This window comes from Adlercreutzia sp. ZJ154 (assembly GCF_011039055.1).
Classification (GTDB): Bacteria; Actinomycetota; Coriobacteriia; order Coriobacteriales; family Eggerthellaceae; genus Adlercreutzia_A.
Window position 1 is genome coordinate 17,392 of record NZ_JAAKEF010000003.1, and the last position, 17,857, is coordinate 35,248.

Sequence of the window (17,857 nt, forward strand, 5' to 3'; positions counted from 1 at the left end):
AACTTGTTTTGCGCGCGTTAACTATATTGTCTTTTATAATGAAGCCATGGATACTTTAATCGAAGCAATAAAAGCGCTTATCATTGGCATTGTAGAAGGCATTACTGAATGGTTGCCCATATCTTCTACTGGTCACATGATATTGGTTGACGAATTCGTAAAGCTGAATGTGTCGCCCGAGTTCTTAAGTCTGTTTTTAGTGGTCATACAGATTGGTGCCATATTGGCGGTTATCATTCTGTATTTCCATAAGCTAAATCCATTTTCGCCCAAAAAAACTTCCGAACAGCGTCGCGGTACATGGCGGCTATGGGGCATGGTGGTTATAGGATGCATACCGGCAGCCGTAATCGGCTTTGCTTTGGATGATTGGGTAAACGAACATTTCTATAATGCGTGGACTGTGGCAGCCATGCTAATACTTTATGGCGTTATTTTTATTGTGATGGAGCGGCGCAATCGCAAGCGTGAAGCTGCCTATTTAAGCGATGTGTCTGCGGCGGATTACGCAAGCAAAGATTCTGCTAAGCCTCGTGGCAAACATGCCCGCATGCCGCAAGTTGCATCAAACACACCTAACGTTGATGCGGCGCAACAAGCAGAACAGGCGTTATTTAAGGTAAGCACGGTCGATCAGATCGATTGGAAAACAGCGCTAAAAATTGGTCTGTTCCAAGTGTTAGCCATAATACCCGGCACTTCGCGCAGCGGTGCCACAATAATAGGCGGCATGCTTTGCGGCTGTTCTCGCACGGCTGCGGCTGAATTCACATTTTTCCTTGCGATACCTGTAATGTTTGGTTGGGGGCTTGTGAAGGCGGTAAAGTTTTTAGCAGCAGGTATTGCCATGTCGGTCACTGAAATTATCGTTCTTGTAGTGGGCATAGTAACTGCGTTTGTTGTGTCGGTTATCTCGATAAAATTCCTTATGGGCTATATTAAGAAAAACGATTTCACAGCATTTGGAATTTATCGCATAATCGTTGGTGTAGTGGTGCTAGCCTACTTTGGTGTGAAGCTGTTTTTGTAGCTCTTTCGTATCGCCAGAATTTTGCAATCTTCGCGCTGTCCACTCTGTCTTTTCGCCTTTCCTTATGTTTATGTGCGCAAGATTAACATCGGGCAGGTTGATTTATTGTTATCATGTTCGCACACGGGCAACTTCCCCGTTATAGATTTATGAAAGGAATAGTTGTGACTGAGGACAATGCAGCCTTAGCCGAAATTCAGAAGCATCGCGAACAGATTGATGAAATTGATCGCGAATTAGTGGCGCTTCTGAATAAACGTGCGGGACATTCGCTGGTTATTCGGGGTCTTAAACCAGAAGCGCAAATGGGGCTCTACGATGCGAAGCGCGAGGAAGAAATCTTCGAAAAAGTGGCAAGCTATAATGAAGGACCGTTGTACAACGAGTATCTGCGCGAAATCTATGCCACCATTTTGAAGGTGAGCAAGGAGACGCCGTCGGTATGAGAGAGTCGAAGATAGAGGGCATACCGTACTTGGGTCAGCGCACGGACGAGGTAACTATATATGCAGGTCCGTGTTCGGTGGAATCGGCTGAACAGTTCGATGAAGTGGCACAGTGTATAAAAGGCTTGGGGCTAAAGTGGATTCGCGGAGGCGCGTTTAAGCCCAGAACAAACCCGCATAGCTTTCAGGGGCTAGGTGAAGAAGCGCTAAAGATTATGAAAGAGGCGGGCGAAAAGTATGGCCTGCTTACGCTTACAGAAGTTATGGATAGCGCGCATTGTCAAATGGTTAGCGACTATGTTGATGGTTTGCAGGTGGGTGCGCGCAATTTCCAAAACTTTAGTCTTCTAAAGAAAATAGGCGAAGTTACTGCCAATACGCATCAAATGGTGCTGTACAAGCGCGGTTTTGCGGGTACTATTGCCGAATGGATGGCGGCGACCGACTATATAACCGACAAAGGTAACACTAACGTAGTGCTGTGTGAACGCGGTATTCGCACGTTTGAAACAGCTACGCGCTTTACGCTTGATATCGCGGCTGTGCCGGTAATTCATAAGCAGTCGCTTTATCCGGTATGCATAGATGTGTCGCATCCTGCAGGACAGCGCGACTTGGTGCCTGCGCTTGCATTGGCAGCGGTCGCGGCTGGTGCCGATAGCATAATGATAGAAGTGCATCCGAACCCGCCAGCTGCACTAAGCGATGGTCCGCAGCAGCTAACCCCAGCGCAATTCGAGCAGCTGGTAGCCGAGTTGCGTGTAGTGGCGGCGGCTTTGGGAAAGAAGATTGTGTAATAGCGTTTGAACGCCGATACACAAAATGGCGACAAGTAAAAGGTCGAGCGCGCGTTCGACCTTTTACTTGCGAAAGCTATTAAGCTATTAAGCGCTAAGCAGTTTCTCCTCCGCAACTTGACCCGGCACCTGCTGTGCAGCCATAACAATGGTTTGCAAATTGTATCGGTCGTATGCTTGGGCGCTCTTTTGCTAAGTCGAAAATAGTTTTGCCATCTGCTGTCTTTATGCCTAATGCCTGATTGAAGTCGCAATCGTATAGGTTGCCCTGCCAGTCTACACTAATCTGATCTCTGCACATCATTGATGCGGTTGTGGCAGGGTTAAATGCGCCAATAAGCCGTTTCATATACGATTCCAAATTTCCCTTCTTATTAAGAGCTTCGGCGAAGCGCCCTGAAGGGTTATTGGTTATAGCTACAAGATTGGTGAAGCTTACTCCAAAGTCGGTTGTTAGTCTGCGGCGGTATTCTGCCTCCATAGATGCCTGATCGGGAGGCAACGTAGCTGTAGGCGGGTTATACACTAATGTGATCGGGCGCCCGCCTTCGCCATACCCAACTTCATTTAACTTGCGCAGACCTTCTATGCTGGCTACAAATGTGCCATCACCGCGAATCTTGTCTACATTTCTAGCGCTGTAATACGGAAGAGATGCGAAAAGTGTTGCATCTACATCGGCGTACAGCTGCGCAAAATGCGAATATTCAGGATCTGTTAATATGCACAAATTTGTGCGCACGATAGGGCGAACACCACGGGCTTGCCATTGCCGCAAAAACCATTCTAGGTCGGGATGCATTTCTGGCGCACCGCCGGTTATGTCAACAGCAGAAAACCCACCTTTTTCGTATGCGTCTAGGCATGCTTGCATAACGCTGCGATCCATACATTCTGTGCGCTGCGGACCGCATGCTAAGTGACAATGGCGACATGCTAAGTTGCATTTGTACCCCACGTTTACTTGCATTGTGGTTAACTGCTCGTTCGTGCTTCGGTCACATTCCGGCACTATGCCAATAAAAGAAGGAAATTCCTCCATTACATTTTCAACGGTTTTATCCATTGTCTTCTCTTTCGCTTGCTACTATTGCGTCTTTTAGAGACTCGTAGCTTTATATTGCTTGGTCTTTGATTATCTTTAGCGCCTGTACGCCATGAGCCAATGCTGCACCGCCTCTAATAGCATTTGTTACATGGAAAACTTCTCCGATTTCCTCTTCGCTGCAACCTTTTTGCAGGCAGGTGTTGGTGTAGGAATCGATGCAGTACGGGCACTGTACAGCCGCGGCAACAGCTAGTGCGATTAGCGACTTTTCGCGGGACGTTAGTGCGCCGTCTTGAAAAACGGATCCGTAATATGCCATGTATTTATCCCAGAGTTCCGGCGATAGCGATCCTACGCCAGCAGGAGAGAAGTCGGAAAGTCCAGCAGGGTCATAGTAAGTTTCCATTTTCGTTTCCTTTCATATATTAAAACAAGTCCATTATTAGATTATATCTATATATAGAGATACACTTATATATAATTTTGACAAAGGGGATGACATTATCTCTGAAAGAGGTAGATTTATGTCATCAAAACCTAGTTGTCGTATGCATTGTGTCTAGGAATAGGAAGGAAAAGCATGAATTACGAGGAATATTATCGCAGGGCTAATGATGACTATCAGGCATATTATGATGCGCTAGCGCTCGCGCAAGCAGCCGACCCGCAGTTGACGGCGCGCACGCGCGATGCGGAGGGTACGATGCCTGATGAAGCGCGAGACAAGTTATTCAATGTGTCGGCTGAAATAAAGAATACCTTCCATGAATTCGGTGTCGCGCTGCCACCTTTGCTAGAAGGATGCACTGTGCTGGATCTGTGCTGTGGCAGCGGGCGAGATACATATCTTGCCGCTCAGTTGGTTGGACCTAATGGCAAGGTGATAGGTGTAGAGCCGAATGCCGCGCGCTTGGCAATTGCTCAAAAATATCTGGATAAAGAGATAAAGCAATTTGGTTACGAAAGCTGCAATGTAGAACTCATTCATGGTGTACCCGAAGATTTAAGCGCAATTTCTAGCGATTCGGTCGATGTAGTTATAAGCAACTGCACATTCAATATGTCACCCGATAAAGGCGCTTATATTGCCGAGGTAAAGCGCGTGTTGAAGGATGGTGGCGAATGGTATTTTACCGATGTATTTACCGATCGCCGCATTCCGCAGGAAACCGCCGAGCAAGTGCAGCGTGTGGCAGAGCGCCTAGGCGGAGCGATGTTCATTGAGGATTTCCGCCGTATGGCTCAAAATGCCGGATTCCACGATCCGCGTTATCTACTTACATGGCAAACGCCGCTTACTGAAGAAGAGGCTGCCAATTATCCTGAAATAGCTTTCGCGACTATTACCAGTCGTCTTATTAACTCGGAATTAACCAGCGACCACTGCGAGGATTATGGCGAAGAGATAATCTACGACGGTTCTTTGCCTGATTATCCTGAATTCTTCCTGTTCGATAAAGATATCAAGTTCCCAGCCAATCAGTCTATGCATGTTTGCGACAACGTATCAGTTCTGGGGTTGGGTACGCGCTACAAGAAGGTAATTTCAGTTAAGGGCGATCGCAGCCGTCATTTTGGCGATATCCACGGAGATCATATAATTAAAACCGCACCCAACTTTGAGGGTGTGCACGATGAAGATGACCAGCCTATTCAGGCTTCTTGTTGTTAGGGACGAAGGATGGGTCAGATACGTTTTATGGTAGTCAGCGGTTTTTTGGGTGCTGGCAAAACTACAACAATGATTGCGCTTGGTGAATATCTGAAAGAGCATTATGGCGAAACCGCCATAATCGCAAACGATTTGGGCGCCAATTTAGTGGATACCAATCTTACCCAGACCAGCGGCTGCGTGGTGGCTGAAATAGCTAATGGCTGCATTTGCTATCAGATGGACAACGTAGTGGATCAGCTGCGTCGTCTGCGCGACAAAGACGGCGCAGTATTCGTGATGAGCGATATCCCGGGATGCGGGGTTGGGGCGCTTGATCATGTATACCATACGTTGGCTAATGATTATTCAGACGAATTCTTACTTTCACCATTTACTGTTATTGTTGACCCCGAACGGCTTCGTATGATTATGCCTGAGAAGGCAGATATCAATTTGCCCGAAGAGTTGGTGTATTTGTTGCAGTTACAGCTGGAAGAAGCCGACTTAGTGGTGCTAAATAAATGCGATCTGCTTAGCGAAGCTGACATTCAGCGCTACGTAGACTTTCTGAAAACAGCGGTGCCCGATATTCCCGTACTTCGCATATCTGCGCGTGAACGTACAGGTATAGAAGAATTGGCTCAATATGTTACAAAGAACACTACACAGCTGAAAAATTTCAGCGTTCGCAACAATCATGAATTTGAGCAAGCCGAAGCGAAACTAACATGGTATAACCGCCGTATGTTTTTCAAGACGCTATCTGGCGATAAAATTGACATGAACGCAGTTGTGGATGATCTGATTGAAGAAATACGAATGGGTCTGATAGAGCGCAAGCGCAACGTTCCGCATTTAAAGACATTTGCCACTTCTGGAAACGGCGATTTCAACAAAGCATCGCTAATAGGTGTCGATTACGATGTGGAATACGAGCAAGAATTTCTGCGTCCTCACAAAAATATGCGCATGATTGTTAATGCTAGAGCTGTATGCGAAAGCCGTCCTATGGCGCGCATTGTAGATGATGCTGTAGACGCAGTATGCGATAAGTATGAACTTGATTGTCAAGTGTTCTTCACTGAATGCTTTGGCATGGCTGATGAGGGTCGCTAATGGCTATAAGCGGAGATAAAGCGCGGGCACAACTGCAACCCTCGTTGGACGCGTCGCAGATTCCTAATGCGAACGCCTCAATACATGACCAAATACGGGAATACTACGGTAGCATTTTAGCGGGGTCGGACGACCTTAAAACGAATGCATGTTGCTGTACTGAGGAAGCACCGCCAAAGTACGTAATTGATGCATTGCGCGAGGTGTCAGATGATGTAATCGCGCAGTTTTATGGCTGTGGTAGTCCGATTCCGCCCGCACTTGAGGGTTGTACAGTGGTCGATCTTGGTTGCGGGTCGGGTCGCGATGTATATGCTTTGTCTAAATTAGTTGGTCAAACTGGGCGCGTAATTGGCGTTGATATGACACAGGCTCAGCTAGATGTGGCGAGTAAGTATTTAGATGAGCATACGCGCCGTTTTGGATATTCCAAACCAAACGTTGAGTTTCGATGCGGCTACATAGAAGACCTTGTCGAATTAGGCATAGAAGATGAATCGGTAGATTTGGTTATATCGAATTGTGTAATAAACCTAACACCGTTCAAAGAGCAAGTCCTTCGTGAAGTGTATCGCGTGCTTAAACCCGGCGGGGAATTGTATTTCAGCGATGTGTTTTGCGATAGGCGCATGCCGGAGGAGTTGCGCAGCGATCCGGTATTGCGAGGTGAATGTCTTGGTGGTGCCATATATATAGATGATTTTCGGCGAATGATGCATCGTGTTGGCTGGTCTAGCTTTCTCTATACGTCGATAGACGATATACATATAAGCGATTTGGCTATGGAAACCAAAATTGGTTTTACTGGCTTTACGTCACGTACAGTGCGTGCAATAAAGGCGCTCGGTCTTGAAGATGCGCACGAAAACTTTGGACAGACGGCGCGATATTTGGGTACCATCTCTGAAACTCCGCGCTATTTTGATCTTACTGATCAGATTCGCTTAATAAAAGGGCGCGATGTGGCTGTAAGCGGGAACATGGCAGCAATGCTTGAGCAGTCGCGTTATGGAAAGCATTTTGCAATACAGCCTCGCGGGCAGCACAGAGGCGCGTTTGATTTTAAACGGGCGCAAGATGCGGTAGCAGCGCGACGCGGTAGAAAAACGGTAGATCTCGGTTATCTGAATGCAGCTCTTGATCGCATTGGTGAACCATCATTTTCTAAGCGTGTTAATGCGCCTTTGGTGTTAACTGCACCAGAAGAGGGTCAGTTGTCTATATTGCAGGTAAACATAACCTATGCGTGTAACCTAGCATGTAGGCATTGCTATTTGGAATGTTCGCCTAAGTCGCAGGAGTACATGAGCCGGCAAGATATGCAACTTGTGCTGGATTCATTTGATTCTGGCAACTTCAAAGTGCTTGATATTACAGGTGGAAGCCCTGAACTTCACTCCGATTTTAGTTGGTTTTTGGCAGAAGGCGCGAAGCGGGCTAAGCGGGTTGGTGGATATGTTATTGTGCGCAGTAATTTGACGCTTTTGAATAAACCGGAATACGCGCATTTTATGCAAGAATTTGCTGATGCTGGTGCGCATGTTACAGCATCGATACCATATTTTGATCCAGAGACAATGGATTCTCAGCGCGGTCGTGGTGCTTTTGAATCTGCTATGCAGGCAATACGCAAGCTTAACAAGCTTGGATATGGCGTTGCGGAATTGAAGGGCGGAAATCGTACATCTGAAGGCGAGCTGCAGCTAGATTTGGTTTATAACGTGTCGGGACCATTTCTTCCACCACCGCAAGATATGCTAGCCGATCTTTACCACGATGAATTAGAGCGGCGCGAAGGAATTGTGTTCGACAATTTGTTCGCTTTTAATAATTATCCGTTGGGGCGTTTCGGGCAAGATTTGTTAGATGCAAATATGTTCGATGAATATCTAAAACTGCTCGTTGATAATTTTAATGCACTTGCCGTACAGCGTATGATGTGCCGCGATCAGGTAAACGTGGATGTTGATGGGCGTTTGTATGACTGCGAAGTTAATCATGTGCTAGGTTTACCTATTCGTATCGGCGAAGATGATTCTATGCGCGACGCTACGCTGGCTGATTTGGCTTCAGGCACATTACGTGCGCGCAATATATGCACGCACCCAGTTTGCTATAGCTGCTCGGCAGGTTTTGGATCTAGCTGCGGTGGTTCGCTGGTTGCCAGCTTGGATTGATGGTTTCGCGGTAGAATATAGCCTTTCTGTTCAAAACAACGGACTGAAGGGCTTGGCATGCCTATAGATATAGACACACTAAATGAACCGCAAGCACAAGCGGTGCTTTGTACAGAAGGACCGCTATTGGTGCTTGCGGGCGCTGGGTCTGGCAAAACTCGTGTGCTTACGTATCGCATAGCGCATCTTTTGGAAGACTGCGGAGTAGCGCCTTGGCGCGTGTTGGCAATTACGTTTACAAATAAGGCTGCTGCCGAAATGCGCGAACGTTTGGGCAGATTGGTCGGACCTGCGGCACGTGGCATGTGGGTTTCAACTTTCCATAGCATGTGCGTGCGCATCCTCCGCGCCGATGCCGATTTGCTGGGTTTTGGAAAAAATTTCACCATATACGATGCCGACGACCAGAAGCGCCTGTTCAAAACCATAATGATGGAAATGGATATAGATCCGCGTCGCTTTCCCGTGAATGCGCTGATGGCGCGCGTATCGCAGGCGAAAAACGAGCTAAAGGTGCCCGGTCAGATGGCTGACGAAGCGGCTGATCCTGTGCAAAAAATGGCGGCGCGTGTGTATGCTGCTTATCAAGAACGACTTCGGCAGGCGAATTCGATGGATTTTGACGACTTGCTGATGTATACGTGGCTTTTGTTGAAGAATCACGAGCAGGTGTTAGCCGCCTATCAAGATCGCTTTCGCTACATAATGGTGGACGAGTATCAGGACACAAATCATGCACAGTACGCCATAACTAAATTGCTGGCGGCTGCGCATAAAAACATTATGGTGGTGGGTGACGACGATCAGTCTATTTATTCTTGGCGTGGTGCCGACATTCGCAACATTCTAGATTTTGAAGAGGATTATCCGAACGCCACCGTGGTAAAGCTAGAGCAGAATTATCGCAGTATGGGCAATATTTTGGATGCAGCGAATGCGGTTATAAGTAACAATGAGCATCGTAAATCGAAGCGATTGTTTACCGCTGCGGGCGCTGGCGAGAAGATAAATGTGTTCATGGCTACCGACGAACGCGACGAAGGACGCTGGATAGCTGGCGAAATTGAGAAACTGCATGCCGACAACGTGAACTACGACGAGATAGCTTTGTTCTATCGCACGAACGCACAAAGCCGTGTGCTTGAAGATATGTTATTGCGCGCCGGTGTGCCGTATCGCATAGTGGGTGGCACGAAGTTTTTTGACCGCAAAGAGATACGCGATGTTATGGCGTATCTGACGCTTGTGGTAAATCCGGCGGACGATATGGCATTTACGCGCATCGTAAATGTGCCGAAGCGCGGTGTGGGCAAGACCAGCATGGATCGCATAACGCAGCACGCGCGCGAGCTGGGTGTGCCTATGCTTACAGCCGCCGAAATGCTTCTGATAGATACCGATGTGCGCGCATCTACACGCAGCGCGCTTGGTGAGTTTATTCAAGTTATGAAAGATGCGCAGTCGTACTCGGGGGATTTGCGCAAAGTTGTGGAGGCGATAATTGATCGCACCGGTCTAATTGAGGCTTTGCGGGCTGAAGGCAGCGATGAAGCGCAGGGTCGTATAGAGAATATTCAAGAATTCATGGGCGTAGTGCAGGAATTTAGCGAAACCCACGAGGAAGACGATGCGGAATTTGCGCCTCCAACAGAAGATATGCCAGAAGGCGAAGCGCCGCTGCGTGTGTTGCGCGGAGATTCGTTGGCTGATTTTATTGAATGGGTGCGCTTGCGTACCGACTTAGACACTGTTAGTGAAGACGGGCGTGCAGTAACGCTTATGACAGTTCATTCCGCAAAAGGCTTGGAATTCGATTGTGTTTTTGTAGCGGGCATGGAAGAGTTCGTGTTCCCGCATATGAATTCTGTTGGCGATCCTATGTCGGTTGAGGAAGAGCGCAGGCTTGCGTATGTAGCCATTACCAGAGCACGCAAACGGCTTTGGCTGACGTGCGCTCAAAGCCGTCAGCTGTTCGGGCAAACTAGTGCGAATCCTACGTCGCGCTTCATTCACGAAATACCGTCAGAATTGCGCCATACAACTGGGCTAGGTTCATTGGGCTTCAGCGGTACTGGTTGGGAAAAACGTGGAAGCCGCCGCGGTATTTCTGGCAGCGGGTCAGAGGCAGGCGAGGGGCGTGTGTTCGGGCAGTCTAGCGCATCGGGTGCAGGTGGGCGCAGTCGTTCATTTGGTGCCGGCATCAATCCAAATGCAGGCAAAAAAGCTGCCGCCAAAATGACGTTTGCTGTTGGCGATACGGTTGACCATAAGACATTTGGGCGCGGAAAAGTTATGAAGGTAGATGGCGACACCTTGCACATAAAGTTCGCAAAAACAGGTCAGACCAAAAAGCTATTGAAAGATTATGCACCCATAGTGAAAATAGGGTAGTTTCAATACTTTGTCGGTGCGTCTATTTATTCAGGTAATTCTGAGTTAAATAATCTATTACTGCGTCGTTTCCTTGGATAAGCTGTTCGTTGTCGTATAAATAGGGAATCAGGTTTGCATCTCCACCCAAAGCCAATAATTCTTGGTAGGGAATTTCTTGCTCTACATCGCGCTTATCTAGTTCTATTTGATGTTCGTCGGCAAAAGCGGTTACTACCGAACATGTGGAACACGGAGCCCAATAGTAAAGAATAGGCGCTGTCATTTTAGTGCTTCCTTTCAACGTTTCTTAAAGCGTCCCTATTATCGCGCATCAATTAGCCCTTGTAGTATGTGCTTCATATGAAATGTAGGTATTCGCTACTTATAAGTGTTTGCCGCTCAGCCGATGGATGCATTCATGATGTTTGATAGTTTATATAATGGCTGCTGTGTATGTTTGGAGGAACAATGGTGAAATCTATCATCGTAGTAGGGCATCGCAACCCTGATAACGATTCAATAAGCTCTGCTGTAGCGTATGCTTACCTAAAAAATGAACTGGCAAAACGCAATGGGCAAACCGATGTGGAATATATTCCGGCACGGTTGGGGCAAATGCCGCCCGAAAGCGAGTGGGTACTGGCAAAGAATGGCTTGGAAGCGCCGCGCGTAATAACGCATGTGTATCTGCGTGTGAGCGATGTTATGACGCGCGATCCTATAACCATATCGGTTGATGCGCCTATGCTAGAAGCAGGGCGCTTGCTGAAAAAGTACAATATACGATCGCTTGCCGTAACGGACGACGCGGGTAAATTCATGGGGCTTATTTCTACTCGCGCTATTGCCGAGCGTTATATTTCGGCTACCGATGCTTTGCAAGATGATGACCCTTCATCCAGTATGGCCGTTGCCTCGTCGCTAATCGATTCTTTGAATCAGCGCGTAGGCGAATTGATGGCAACAAATGTATTAGAGCTTGATGAAGAGGGGCTTTTGAAAGAAGCCACGGAAGACTTGATGGCAAGTGAACTTCGCGAAGGCATAATTTTAGATGATGCCGGCAGAGCAATTGGCATAATGACGCGCAGCGATGTGGCTGGCGCAGCGAAGCGTCGCGTTATTTTGGTAGATCACAACGAAACGCTGCAAGCGGCACCCGGTATTGAAGATGCCGACGTGATGGAGGTAGTGGATCATCATCGTATAGCAGATGTATCTACGGCGAATCCAATTCAGTTTATAAACTTACCGCTTGGCAGCACCGCAACAATAGTTACTATGCAATTCCGCCAGCACGGTATTGCAATTCCTCCCGCCATAGCTGAAGTGCTTTTGTCGGCAATAATGACCGACACTGTAATATTGAAGTCGCCCACAGCAACCGATATTGATCGCGAACAGGTAGATTTCTTAGCCAGCATAATTGGGTGCGACCCTGTGGAATTCGGGCTAGAGGTGTTCCGTCAGCGCGGCGGCGAAGATGATATGCCGGTGGAAGACTTGGTTTGCACCGATAGCAAAGAGTTCCAAATGGGCGACGATACGTTACTAATCGCGCAGCATGAAACGGTGAATTTGTCGGGAGTTATGGAGCGCGAAGCTGAAATGCGCGAATACATGCGCAAACTAATTGAAGATCGTGCGTATACGATGGTGCTGTTAATGGTGACTGACATAATGGCAGAAGGCAGCCAGTTCCTTGTTGAGGGTAATACTCGTATTGCCGAGCGTGCCTTCGGTATAGAATGCGAAAGCGAAGGCGGCAATTGGATGCCGGGTATTCTTTCGCGTAAAAAGCAGGTTGCTGCGCGCATCTTGAACTAAGCTCAGATCGATCAATTCGAAGGCAGACGATGAACGTAGATAGACTGCATAGTACGTTTTTAGAATTGGTTGGGGTGGAAAGCCCGTCATACCATGAGGCGAAAATGGCGGCATTATGTGCAAGCAAGCTGCGCGACTGCGGTTTTCAGGTAGAAATTGATGGTTCTGCTGAACAAACCGGGTCTGATACAGGCAATTTAATTGCACATTTGCCGGGTACGGCGCGCGGGCATGTGGCATTTTGCGCCCACATGGATACCGTGCTGCCCTGCGCCGGTATAGAAGTTGTGCGAGAATCAGACGAAAAGGGCGACATTTACAGATCGGCTGGTGAAACTATTTTGTCAGCCGATGACAAGGCGGGCGTGGCAGCCATTTTGGAAGGTGTGCGTTCATCTATAGAAGCGGCCGATCCCAGACCTGACATAACAATATTGCTTACCACTTGCGAAGAGCAGAGCTTGGTGGGCGCATCTGCTTTAGCAACTGATGTATTTAGCAACAATGTGCCATGCTTTGTGTTAGATGCCGACGGTGCTCCGGGCACAATAATTGCCGAAGCGCCGAACCATTACACAATGCGTGCTCGCATAAGCGGTAAGGCGGCGCATGCTGGTGTAGAACCCGAGGCAGGAGTGTCGGCTATTCGCATAGCAGCCGAAGCTATAGCGCAGATGCCGCTTGGACGGTTAGATGACGCTACCACAGCAAACATCGGCGTTATTAAGGGTGGCGTAGCTGTGAATATAGTTCCCGATACATGTATTGTAGAGGGCGAATGTCGCTCTATTTTCCCAGAGCGTGCCGAAACTTTGCGCAACGCTATGGAAGCCGCTTTGATGGAATCTGCTGCGCGTCACGGCGGCAGCGCAGAAGTTGACTGGACACTAGATTATCCAGAAATAGTTTTTGCAGAAACTGATCCTATTATAGATATGCTGAAGCGCGCCATGCATTCGTGCGGCTTGCAGCCTAATATGCATCGTACGGGTGGTGGCGCTGATGCGAATATACTTGGGCGATGCGGCGCTTGCGCCATAACGCTTGGTATAGGTATGACAAACTTTCATTCTGTGGATGAATACATTTACGTTCAAGATTTGGAAGACTCGGCTCGTTTGGTGGAAGCGCTTATTAAAGAGGCAGTTGAGTAGAAGTTTCGCTATCATCTTCCGCATTCAAATGATACCTGATTGAGAATATAGACACTCCCGGCTCCGTGGCGTTTGACACACTGGGAATATATGTCTAATATGCAACGTCGCGCCTGAATAAGGCGCATATTTTTCGCATATCAAGGCGAAAATAAATTAGTAAAACCTTTAAGGCAGAAAAGGAAGATAAAATTGCCAACAATTAATCAGCTAGTCCGTAAGGGCCGCAAAAAGCAGGTAGACAAGAAGAAGACCCCTGCTCTCCAGAGCAATCCGCAGAAGCGTGGGGTGTGCACCCGTGTGTTCACCACTACCCCCAAAAAGCCGAATTCTGCGTTGCGTAAGGTTTGCCGTGTGCGTCTAGTTAACGGCATGGAGGTGACGGCCTATATTCCCGGTATTGGTCATAACCTGCAAGAGCACTCAATGGTACTTATCCGCGGCGGTCGTGTTAAAGACCTGCCCGGTGTGCGTTACAAGGTCATTCGTGCCGCGCTCGACTGCGCTCCGGTGGACAACCGTATGCAGGCTCGCAGCCGCTATGGCGCTAAGCGCCCCAAATAACAAGTCGTTAAGTCGCGCGGGCTTGCAAGCCTAATGGCGAGGACAAGATAACTCGCCCGAAGCGCGCAGAAGAAAAGGAGAAACGCATGCCACGTCGTGCAGCAGCATCCCGGCGCGAAATTCAGCCGGATCCAAAATTTAACAATCGTTTGGTTACGCAACTTACCAACAAAATAATGCTTGACGGCAAGAAGTCTCTTGCTGAGCGCATTGTTTATGGTGCTTTCGATTTAGTAGAGGAAAAGACTGGCGAAGATCCGCTGTCTGTCTTCAAGAAAGCTATGGACAATGTACGTCCAACGCTTGAGTGCAAGCCGAAGCGTGTTGGTGGTGCAACCTATCAGGTGCCAATGGAAGTTAACTCTAGGCGCGCTACTACGCTAGCCATTCGCTGGATTGTAGATTACTCGCGCTCTCGTAAAGAGCACACCATGAAAGAGCGCCTAGCAAGCGAGATTATTGACGCTTCTAACAACACCGGCGCTGCCGTAAAGAAGCGCGAAGACATGTATAAGATGGCTGAGGCGAACCGCGCCTTCTCGCATTACCGATTCTAGTCAGGGGAACTCATATGGCTAAATTGGAACTAAAAGATACGCGCAACTTCGGTATTATGGCTCACATTGATGCGGGCAAGACTACCACTACCGAGCGTATTCTTTATTACACGGGTAAAACCCACAAGATTGGCGAAGTGCACGATGGTGCCGCCACTATGGACTGGATGGTTCAAGAGCAGGAGCGCGGCGTTACCATTACTTCTGCTGCAACTACTTGCTATTGGAAATATCCTCGCGGTGAAGAGGATGGCAAGGAATATCGTTTCCAAATTATAGACACGCCAGGCCACGTTGACTTTACTGCCGAAGTAGAGCGTTCGCTGCGCGTGCTTGACGGAACTGTTGCTGTGTTTGACGCTGTGGCTGGTGTACAACCGCAGTCTGAAACTGTTTGGCGACAGGCTGAGCGTTATGGTGTGCCTCGCATCGCTTTCATCAACAAGTATGACCGCGTTGGTGCCGATTATTTCCACGCCATTCAGACAATGCGCGATCGTTTAGATGCACCGGCATATGCAGCTCAGCTGCCTATGGGTGCTGAAGACCAGTTCTGGGGCGTTGTGGACTTAGTTACCATGACTGCTTGGGACTTCAAGGCAGACGATAAAGGCATGACATATCCTGAGGCAATGGACGAAATTCCCGCTGAATTCAAGGAAGATGCCGAGCTGTATCGCCAAGAACTTCTTGAGGCTGCCGCCGATTGCGACGACGACCTGATGGAAAAAGTTCTGATGGAAGAAGAGATCACGGTCGAGGAATTCAAGGCGGCAATTCGTAAGGGCGTTATTGCTTGTAAGTTGAACCCCGTATTTGTGGGTAGCGCTTATAAGAACAAGGGCGTTCAGGAAATGCTCGACGCTGTAGTTGATTACCTGCCTAGCCCTGTTGATATTCCTGCTATTACTGGCGTAAATCCGAAGACCGATGCCGAGGAAGATCGTCCGGCTGATCCGAAAGCACCGTTTAGCAGCTTAGCGTTTAAGATTATGACCGACCCCTATGTGGGCAAACTAACTTATCTGCGCTGCTATTCTGGTTCGCTTGACAAGGGCAGCTATGTGCTCAATGCCGTCAAAGACAAGAAAGAGCGCATCGGTCGTTTGCTTCAAATGCACTCCAACCAGCAGATTGATGTTGATAAGTGCTCCGCGGGCGACATTGTGGCTGTAGTTGGTTTGAAGGATACTTCTACGGGCGACACCCTTTGTGATGAAGCTCATCCGATTATTCTTGAGAGCATGGAATTTGCCGATCCGGTAATTGATATTGCGGTTGAGCCGAAGACAAAAGCCGAGCAAGACAAGATGGCTATTGCGCTCCAGAAGCTGGCTGAGGAAGACCCGACATTCCGCGTGTCTACTAACCACGAAACCGGGCAGACCATTATTGCCGGCATGGGCGAGTTGCATTTGGAAATCATCATCGACCGTCTGCTGCGCGAATTTAAGGTAGAGGCAAATGTTGGCAAGCCTCAGGTTGCTTATCGCGAGCGCCCGGGACACGAGGTAATGAACGCAGAAGGCAAGTTTGTTCGTCAGTCTGGTGGTCATGGTCAGTACGGTCATGCGATTATCAACATGTATCCGCAAGAGGCTGGCAAGGGCTATGAATTCGAGAACAAGATTGTTGGCGGCGTTATTCCGAAAGAATTCATTCCTGCGGTTGACAAGGGTATTCAAGAGGCGCTGAATTCTGGCGTTTTGGCTGGATATCCTGTGGAAGATATAAAGGTTGAGCTTATTGACGGCAGCTTCCATGAAGTTGACTCGTCTGAGGCGGCATTTAAGGTAGCAGGTAGTATGGCTATCAAAGATGCTTTGAAGAAATCTGACCCTGTAATTCTAGAGCCTGTTATGGCTGTAGAAGTTGAAACGCCCGAGGAATACACCGGCTTCGTTATGGGCGATATTCCTAGCCGTCGTGGCATCATTCAGGGTCAAGAACAGCGCGGAAACGCAACTGTTATCAGCGCGAAAGTTCCGCTGTCGCAGATGTTTGGCTATGCGACCGACTTGCGCTCCGGTACACAGGGTCGCGCGGTTTACACCATGCAATTCGACTCTTACGAGCCGGTTCCAAAGAACGTTGCAACAGAAATAATCAGCAAGGCCGGCGGCAACGCCTAAGGCAGCTGGAAGGAGAATATCAAGTGGCTAATCAAAAGATTCGCATCCGCCTGAAGGGCTACGATCATGAAATCGTAGACCAGTCCACGAAACTAATCGTGGATACGGCCCAGAAGACCGGTGCAAAGATTTCCGGACCAATTCCGCTGCCGACTGAGCGTAATATGTATTGCGTTATTCGCTCGCCTCATGTGGATAAGGATTCGCGTGAGCAGTTCGAAATGCGCACTCATAAGCGTCTGATCGACATCTTGGAGCCCACCCCGAATACTGTGGACTCGCTGATGCGTCTCGATCTTCCGGCTGGCGTCGACATCGAGATAAAGCTGTAGGAGGCGCAGCATGACTATGAAAGAAATTTACGGCAAGAAGCTGGGTATGACCCAGATTTACACCGAAGACGACGTGCTGGTGCCCGTTACAGTTATTAAAGCTGAGCCCAACACGGTATGTCAGGTGAAGACCCCTGAAACTGACGGTTATAACGCCGTGCAGGTGGGCTTTGGCTATATAAAGCCGCAGAAGGTGAACAAGCCCATGAAGGGTCACTTTGAAAAGCAAGGTGCCGAGCCTAAGCGCTATCTGCGTGAAATTCGCGTAGAAAATGCTGCCGACTACAAGGTAGGAGACGAGCAGACAGTAGCAGCTTTCAATGAAATTGAGAAAGTTGATGTTACCGGCACTAGCAAGGGTAAAGGTTTCGCGGGCGTTATTAAGCGTTACGGTTTTGGCGGCGGCCCGGGCGGTCACGGTGCACACTTCCATCGCGCTCCCGGTTCTGTTGGTCAGTGCGCAACGCCTTCGCGTGTGTTTAAAGGCGTGCGTCTTCCGGGACACATGGGTTGCGACACGGTTACTGTATTAAACCTAGACGTTATGCGTATCGATGAGGACCAGAATCTGATTTTGGTGAAGGGCGCGGTTCCCGGCGGCAAAAACGGCATTGTACGCGTGCGCGTCGCCAAGTCGCTAAATCTGTAAG

General features: G+C 48.6%; 17 protein-coding genes. 14 read left to right on the forward strand and 3 right to left on the reverse strand.

What is annotated here, in order from left to right; genetic code table 11:
* The first annotated feature begins 46 nt into the window (after nucleotides 1–46).
* From G7Y37_RS02130 to aroF, 3 genes are all read left to right on the forward strand, one after another.
* Nucleotides 47–1,030: an undecaprenyl-diphosphate phosphatase gene (locus G7Y37_RS02130; RefSeq protein ID WP_165061067.1), complete on the forward strand. Its 984-nt coding sequence runs from the start codon at nucleotides 47–49 to the stop codon at nucleotides 1,028–1,030.
* Nucleotides 1,031–1,194: 164 nt separating this feature from the next.
* Nucleotides 1,195–1,476, forward strand: coding sequence for a chorismate mutase (locus G7Y37_RS02135; RefSeq protein WP_165061069.1), 282 nt, complete (start codon nucleotides 1,195–1,197; stop codon nucleotides 1,474–1,476).
* Nucleotides 1,473–2,273, forward strand: coding sequence for a 3-deoxy-7-phosphoheptulonate synthase (gene aroF, locus G7Y37_RS02140; RefSeq protein ID WP_165061071.1), 801 nt, complete (start codon nucleotides 1,473–1,475; stop codon nucleotides 2,271–2,273). Before G7Y37_RS02135 ends, aroF begins: the two co-directional genes overlap by 4 nt.
* Before the next feature lie 94 nt (nucleotides 2,274–2,367).
* On the opposite strand, the gene arsS (G7Y37_RS02145) is transcribed toward aroF, so the two are convergent.
* Nucleotides 2,368–3,339, reverse strand: coding sequence for an arsenosugar biosynthesis radical SAM (seleno)protein ArsS (gene arsS / locus G7Y37_RS02145; protein WP_165061073.1), 972 nt, complete (start codon nucleotides 3,337–3,339; stop codon nucleotides 2,368–2,370).
* A 49-nt stretch (nucleotides 3,340–3,388) separates the two neighbouring features.
* Nucleotides 3,389–3,727, reverse strand: a complete 339-nt coding sequence (locus G7Y37_RS02150) for an arsenosugar biosynthesis-associated peroxidase-like protein (protein WP_165061075.1) — start codon at nucleotides 3,725–3,727, stop codon at nucleotides 3,389–3,391.
* Between the two features lie 174 nt (nucleotides 3,728–3,901).
* Here G7Y37_RS02150 and G7Y37_RS02155 point away from each other — a divergent pair, with 174 nt between their 5' ends.
* The 4 genes from G7Y37_RS02155 to G7Y37_RS02170 are packed head-to-tail and all read left to right on the forward strand — an operon-like array spanning nucleotide 3,902 to nucleotide 10,659.
* Complete coding sequence (locus G7Y37_RS02155) at nucleotides 3,902–4,993, forward strand: methyltransferase domain-containing protein (RefSeq protein WP_165061077.1); 1,092 nt, start codon at nucleotides 3,902–3,904, stop codon at nucleotides 4,991–4,993.
* Between the two features lie 9 nt (nucleotides 4,994–5,002).
* Nucleotides 5,003–6,091: a GTP-binding protein gene (locus G7Y37_RS02160; protein WP_165061081.1), complete on the forward strand. Its 1,089-nt coding sequence runs from the start codon at nucleotides 5,003–5,005 to the stop codon at nucleotides 6,089–6,091.
* Nucleotides 6,091–8,268, forward strand: a complete 2,178-nt coding sequence (gene arsS / locus G7Y37_RS02165) for an arsenosugar biosynthesis radical SAM (seleno)protein ArsS (RefSeq protein WP_165061084.1) — start codon at nucleotides 6,091–6,093, stop codon at nucleotides 8,266–8,268. The genes G7Y37_RS02160 and arsS (G7Y37_RS02165) overlap by 1 nt, the downstream gene beginning before the upstream one ends.
* A gap of 57 nt (nucleotides 8,269–8,325) precedes the next feature.
* Nucleotides 8,326–10,659: an ATP-dependent helicase gene (locus tag G7Y37_RS02170; protein ID WP_165061087.1), complete on the forward strand. Its 2,334-nt coding sequence runs from the start codon at nucleotides 8,326–8,328 to the stop codon at nucleotides 10,657–10,659.
* A gap of 22 nt (nucleotides 10,660–10,681) precedes the next feature.
* On the opposite strand, the gene G7Y37_RS02175 is transcribed toward G7Y37_RS02170, so the two are convergent.
* The gene (locus tag G7Y37_RS02175) at nucleotides 10,682–10,924 is read right to left on the reverse strand and encodes a glutathione S-transferase N-terminal domain-containing protein (protein ID WP_165061090.1); all 243 of its coding nucleotides are present in this window, start codon (nucleotides 10,922–10,924) and stop codon (nucleotides 10,682–10,684) included.
* Between the two features lie 185 nt (nucleotides 10,925–11,109).
* On the opposite strand from G7Y37_RS02175, the gene G7Y37_RS02180 reads away from it, so the two are divergent.
* From G7Y37_RS02180 to rplC, 7 genes are all read left to right on the forward strand, one after another.
* Entirely contained in the window at nucleotides 11,110–12,468 is a 1,359-nt protein-coding gene (locus G7Y37_RS02180; RefSeq protein WP_165061093.1) for a putative manganese-dependent inorganic diphosphatase, read from the forward strand.
* Nucleotides 12,469–12,497: 29 nt separating this feature from the next.
* On the forward strand, nucleotides 12,498–13,622 hold the full coding sequence (locus tag G7Y37_RS02185; RefSeq protein ID WP_165061096.1) for a M20/M25/M40 family metallo-hydrolase: 1,125 nt from the start codon (nucleotides 12,498–12,500) through the stop codon (nucleotides 13,620–13,622).
* Nucleotides 13,623–13,814: 192 nt separating this feature from the next.
* Nucleotides 13,815–14,186, forward strand: coding sequence for a 30S ribosomal protein S12 (gene rpsL, locus G7Y37_RS02190; protein ID WP_165061099.1), 372 nt, complete (start codon nucleotides 13,815–13,817; stop codon nucleotides 14,184–14,186).
* Between the two features lie 86 nt (nucleotides 14,187–14,272).
* On the forward strand, nucleotides 14,273–14,743 hold the full coding sequence (gene rpsG / locus G7Y37_RS02195; protein ID WP_165061102.1) for a 30S ribosomal protein S7: 471 nt from the start codon (nucleotides 14,273–14,275) through the stop codon (nucleotides 14,741–14,743).
* A gap of 14 nt (nucleotides 14,744–14,757) precedes the next feature.
* Nucleotides 14,758–16,875, forward strand: a complete 2,118-nt coding sequence (gene fusA / locus G7Y37_RS02200) for an elongation factor G (protein ID WP_165061105.1) — start codon at nucleotides 14,758–14,760, stop codon at nucleotides 16,873–16,875.
* Nucleotides 16,876–16,898: 23 nt separating this feature from the next.
* Complete coding sequence (rpsJ, locus tag G7Y37_RS02205; protein WP_165061108.1) at nucleotides 16,899–17,207, forward strand: 30S ribosomal protein S10; 309 nt, start codon at nucleotides 16,899–16,901, stop codon at nucleotides 17,205–17,207.
* A gap of 10 nt (nucleotides 17,208–17,217) precedes the next feature.
* Nucleotides 17,218–17,856 carry a 50S ribosomal protein L3 gene (gene rplC / locus G7Y37_RS02210; RefSeq protein ID WP_165061111.1) on the forward strand — a complete coding sequence of 213 codons (639 nt, stop codon included), beginning with the start codon at nucleotides 17,218–17,220 and terminating at the stop codon, nucleotides 17,854–17,856.
* Nucleotide 17,857: the final 1 nt, after the last annotated feature.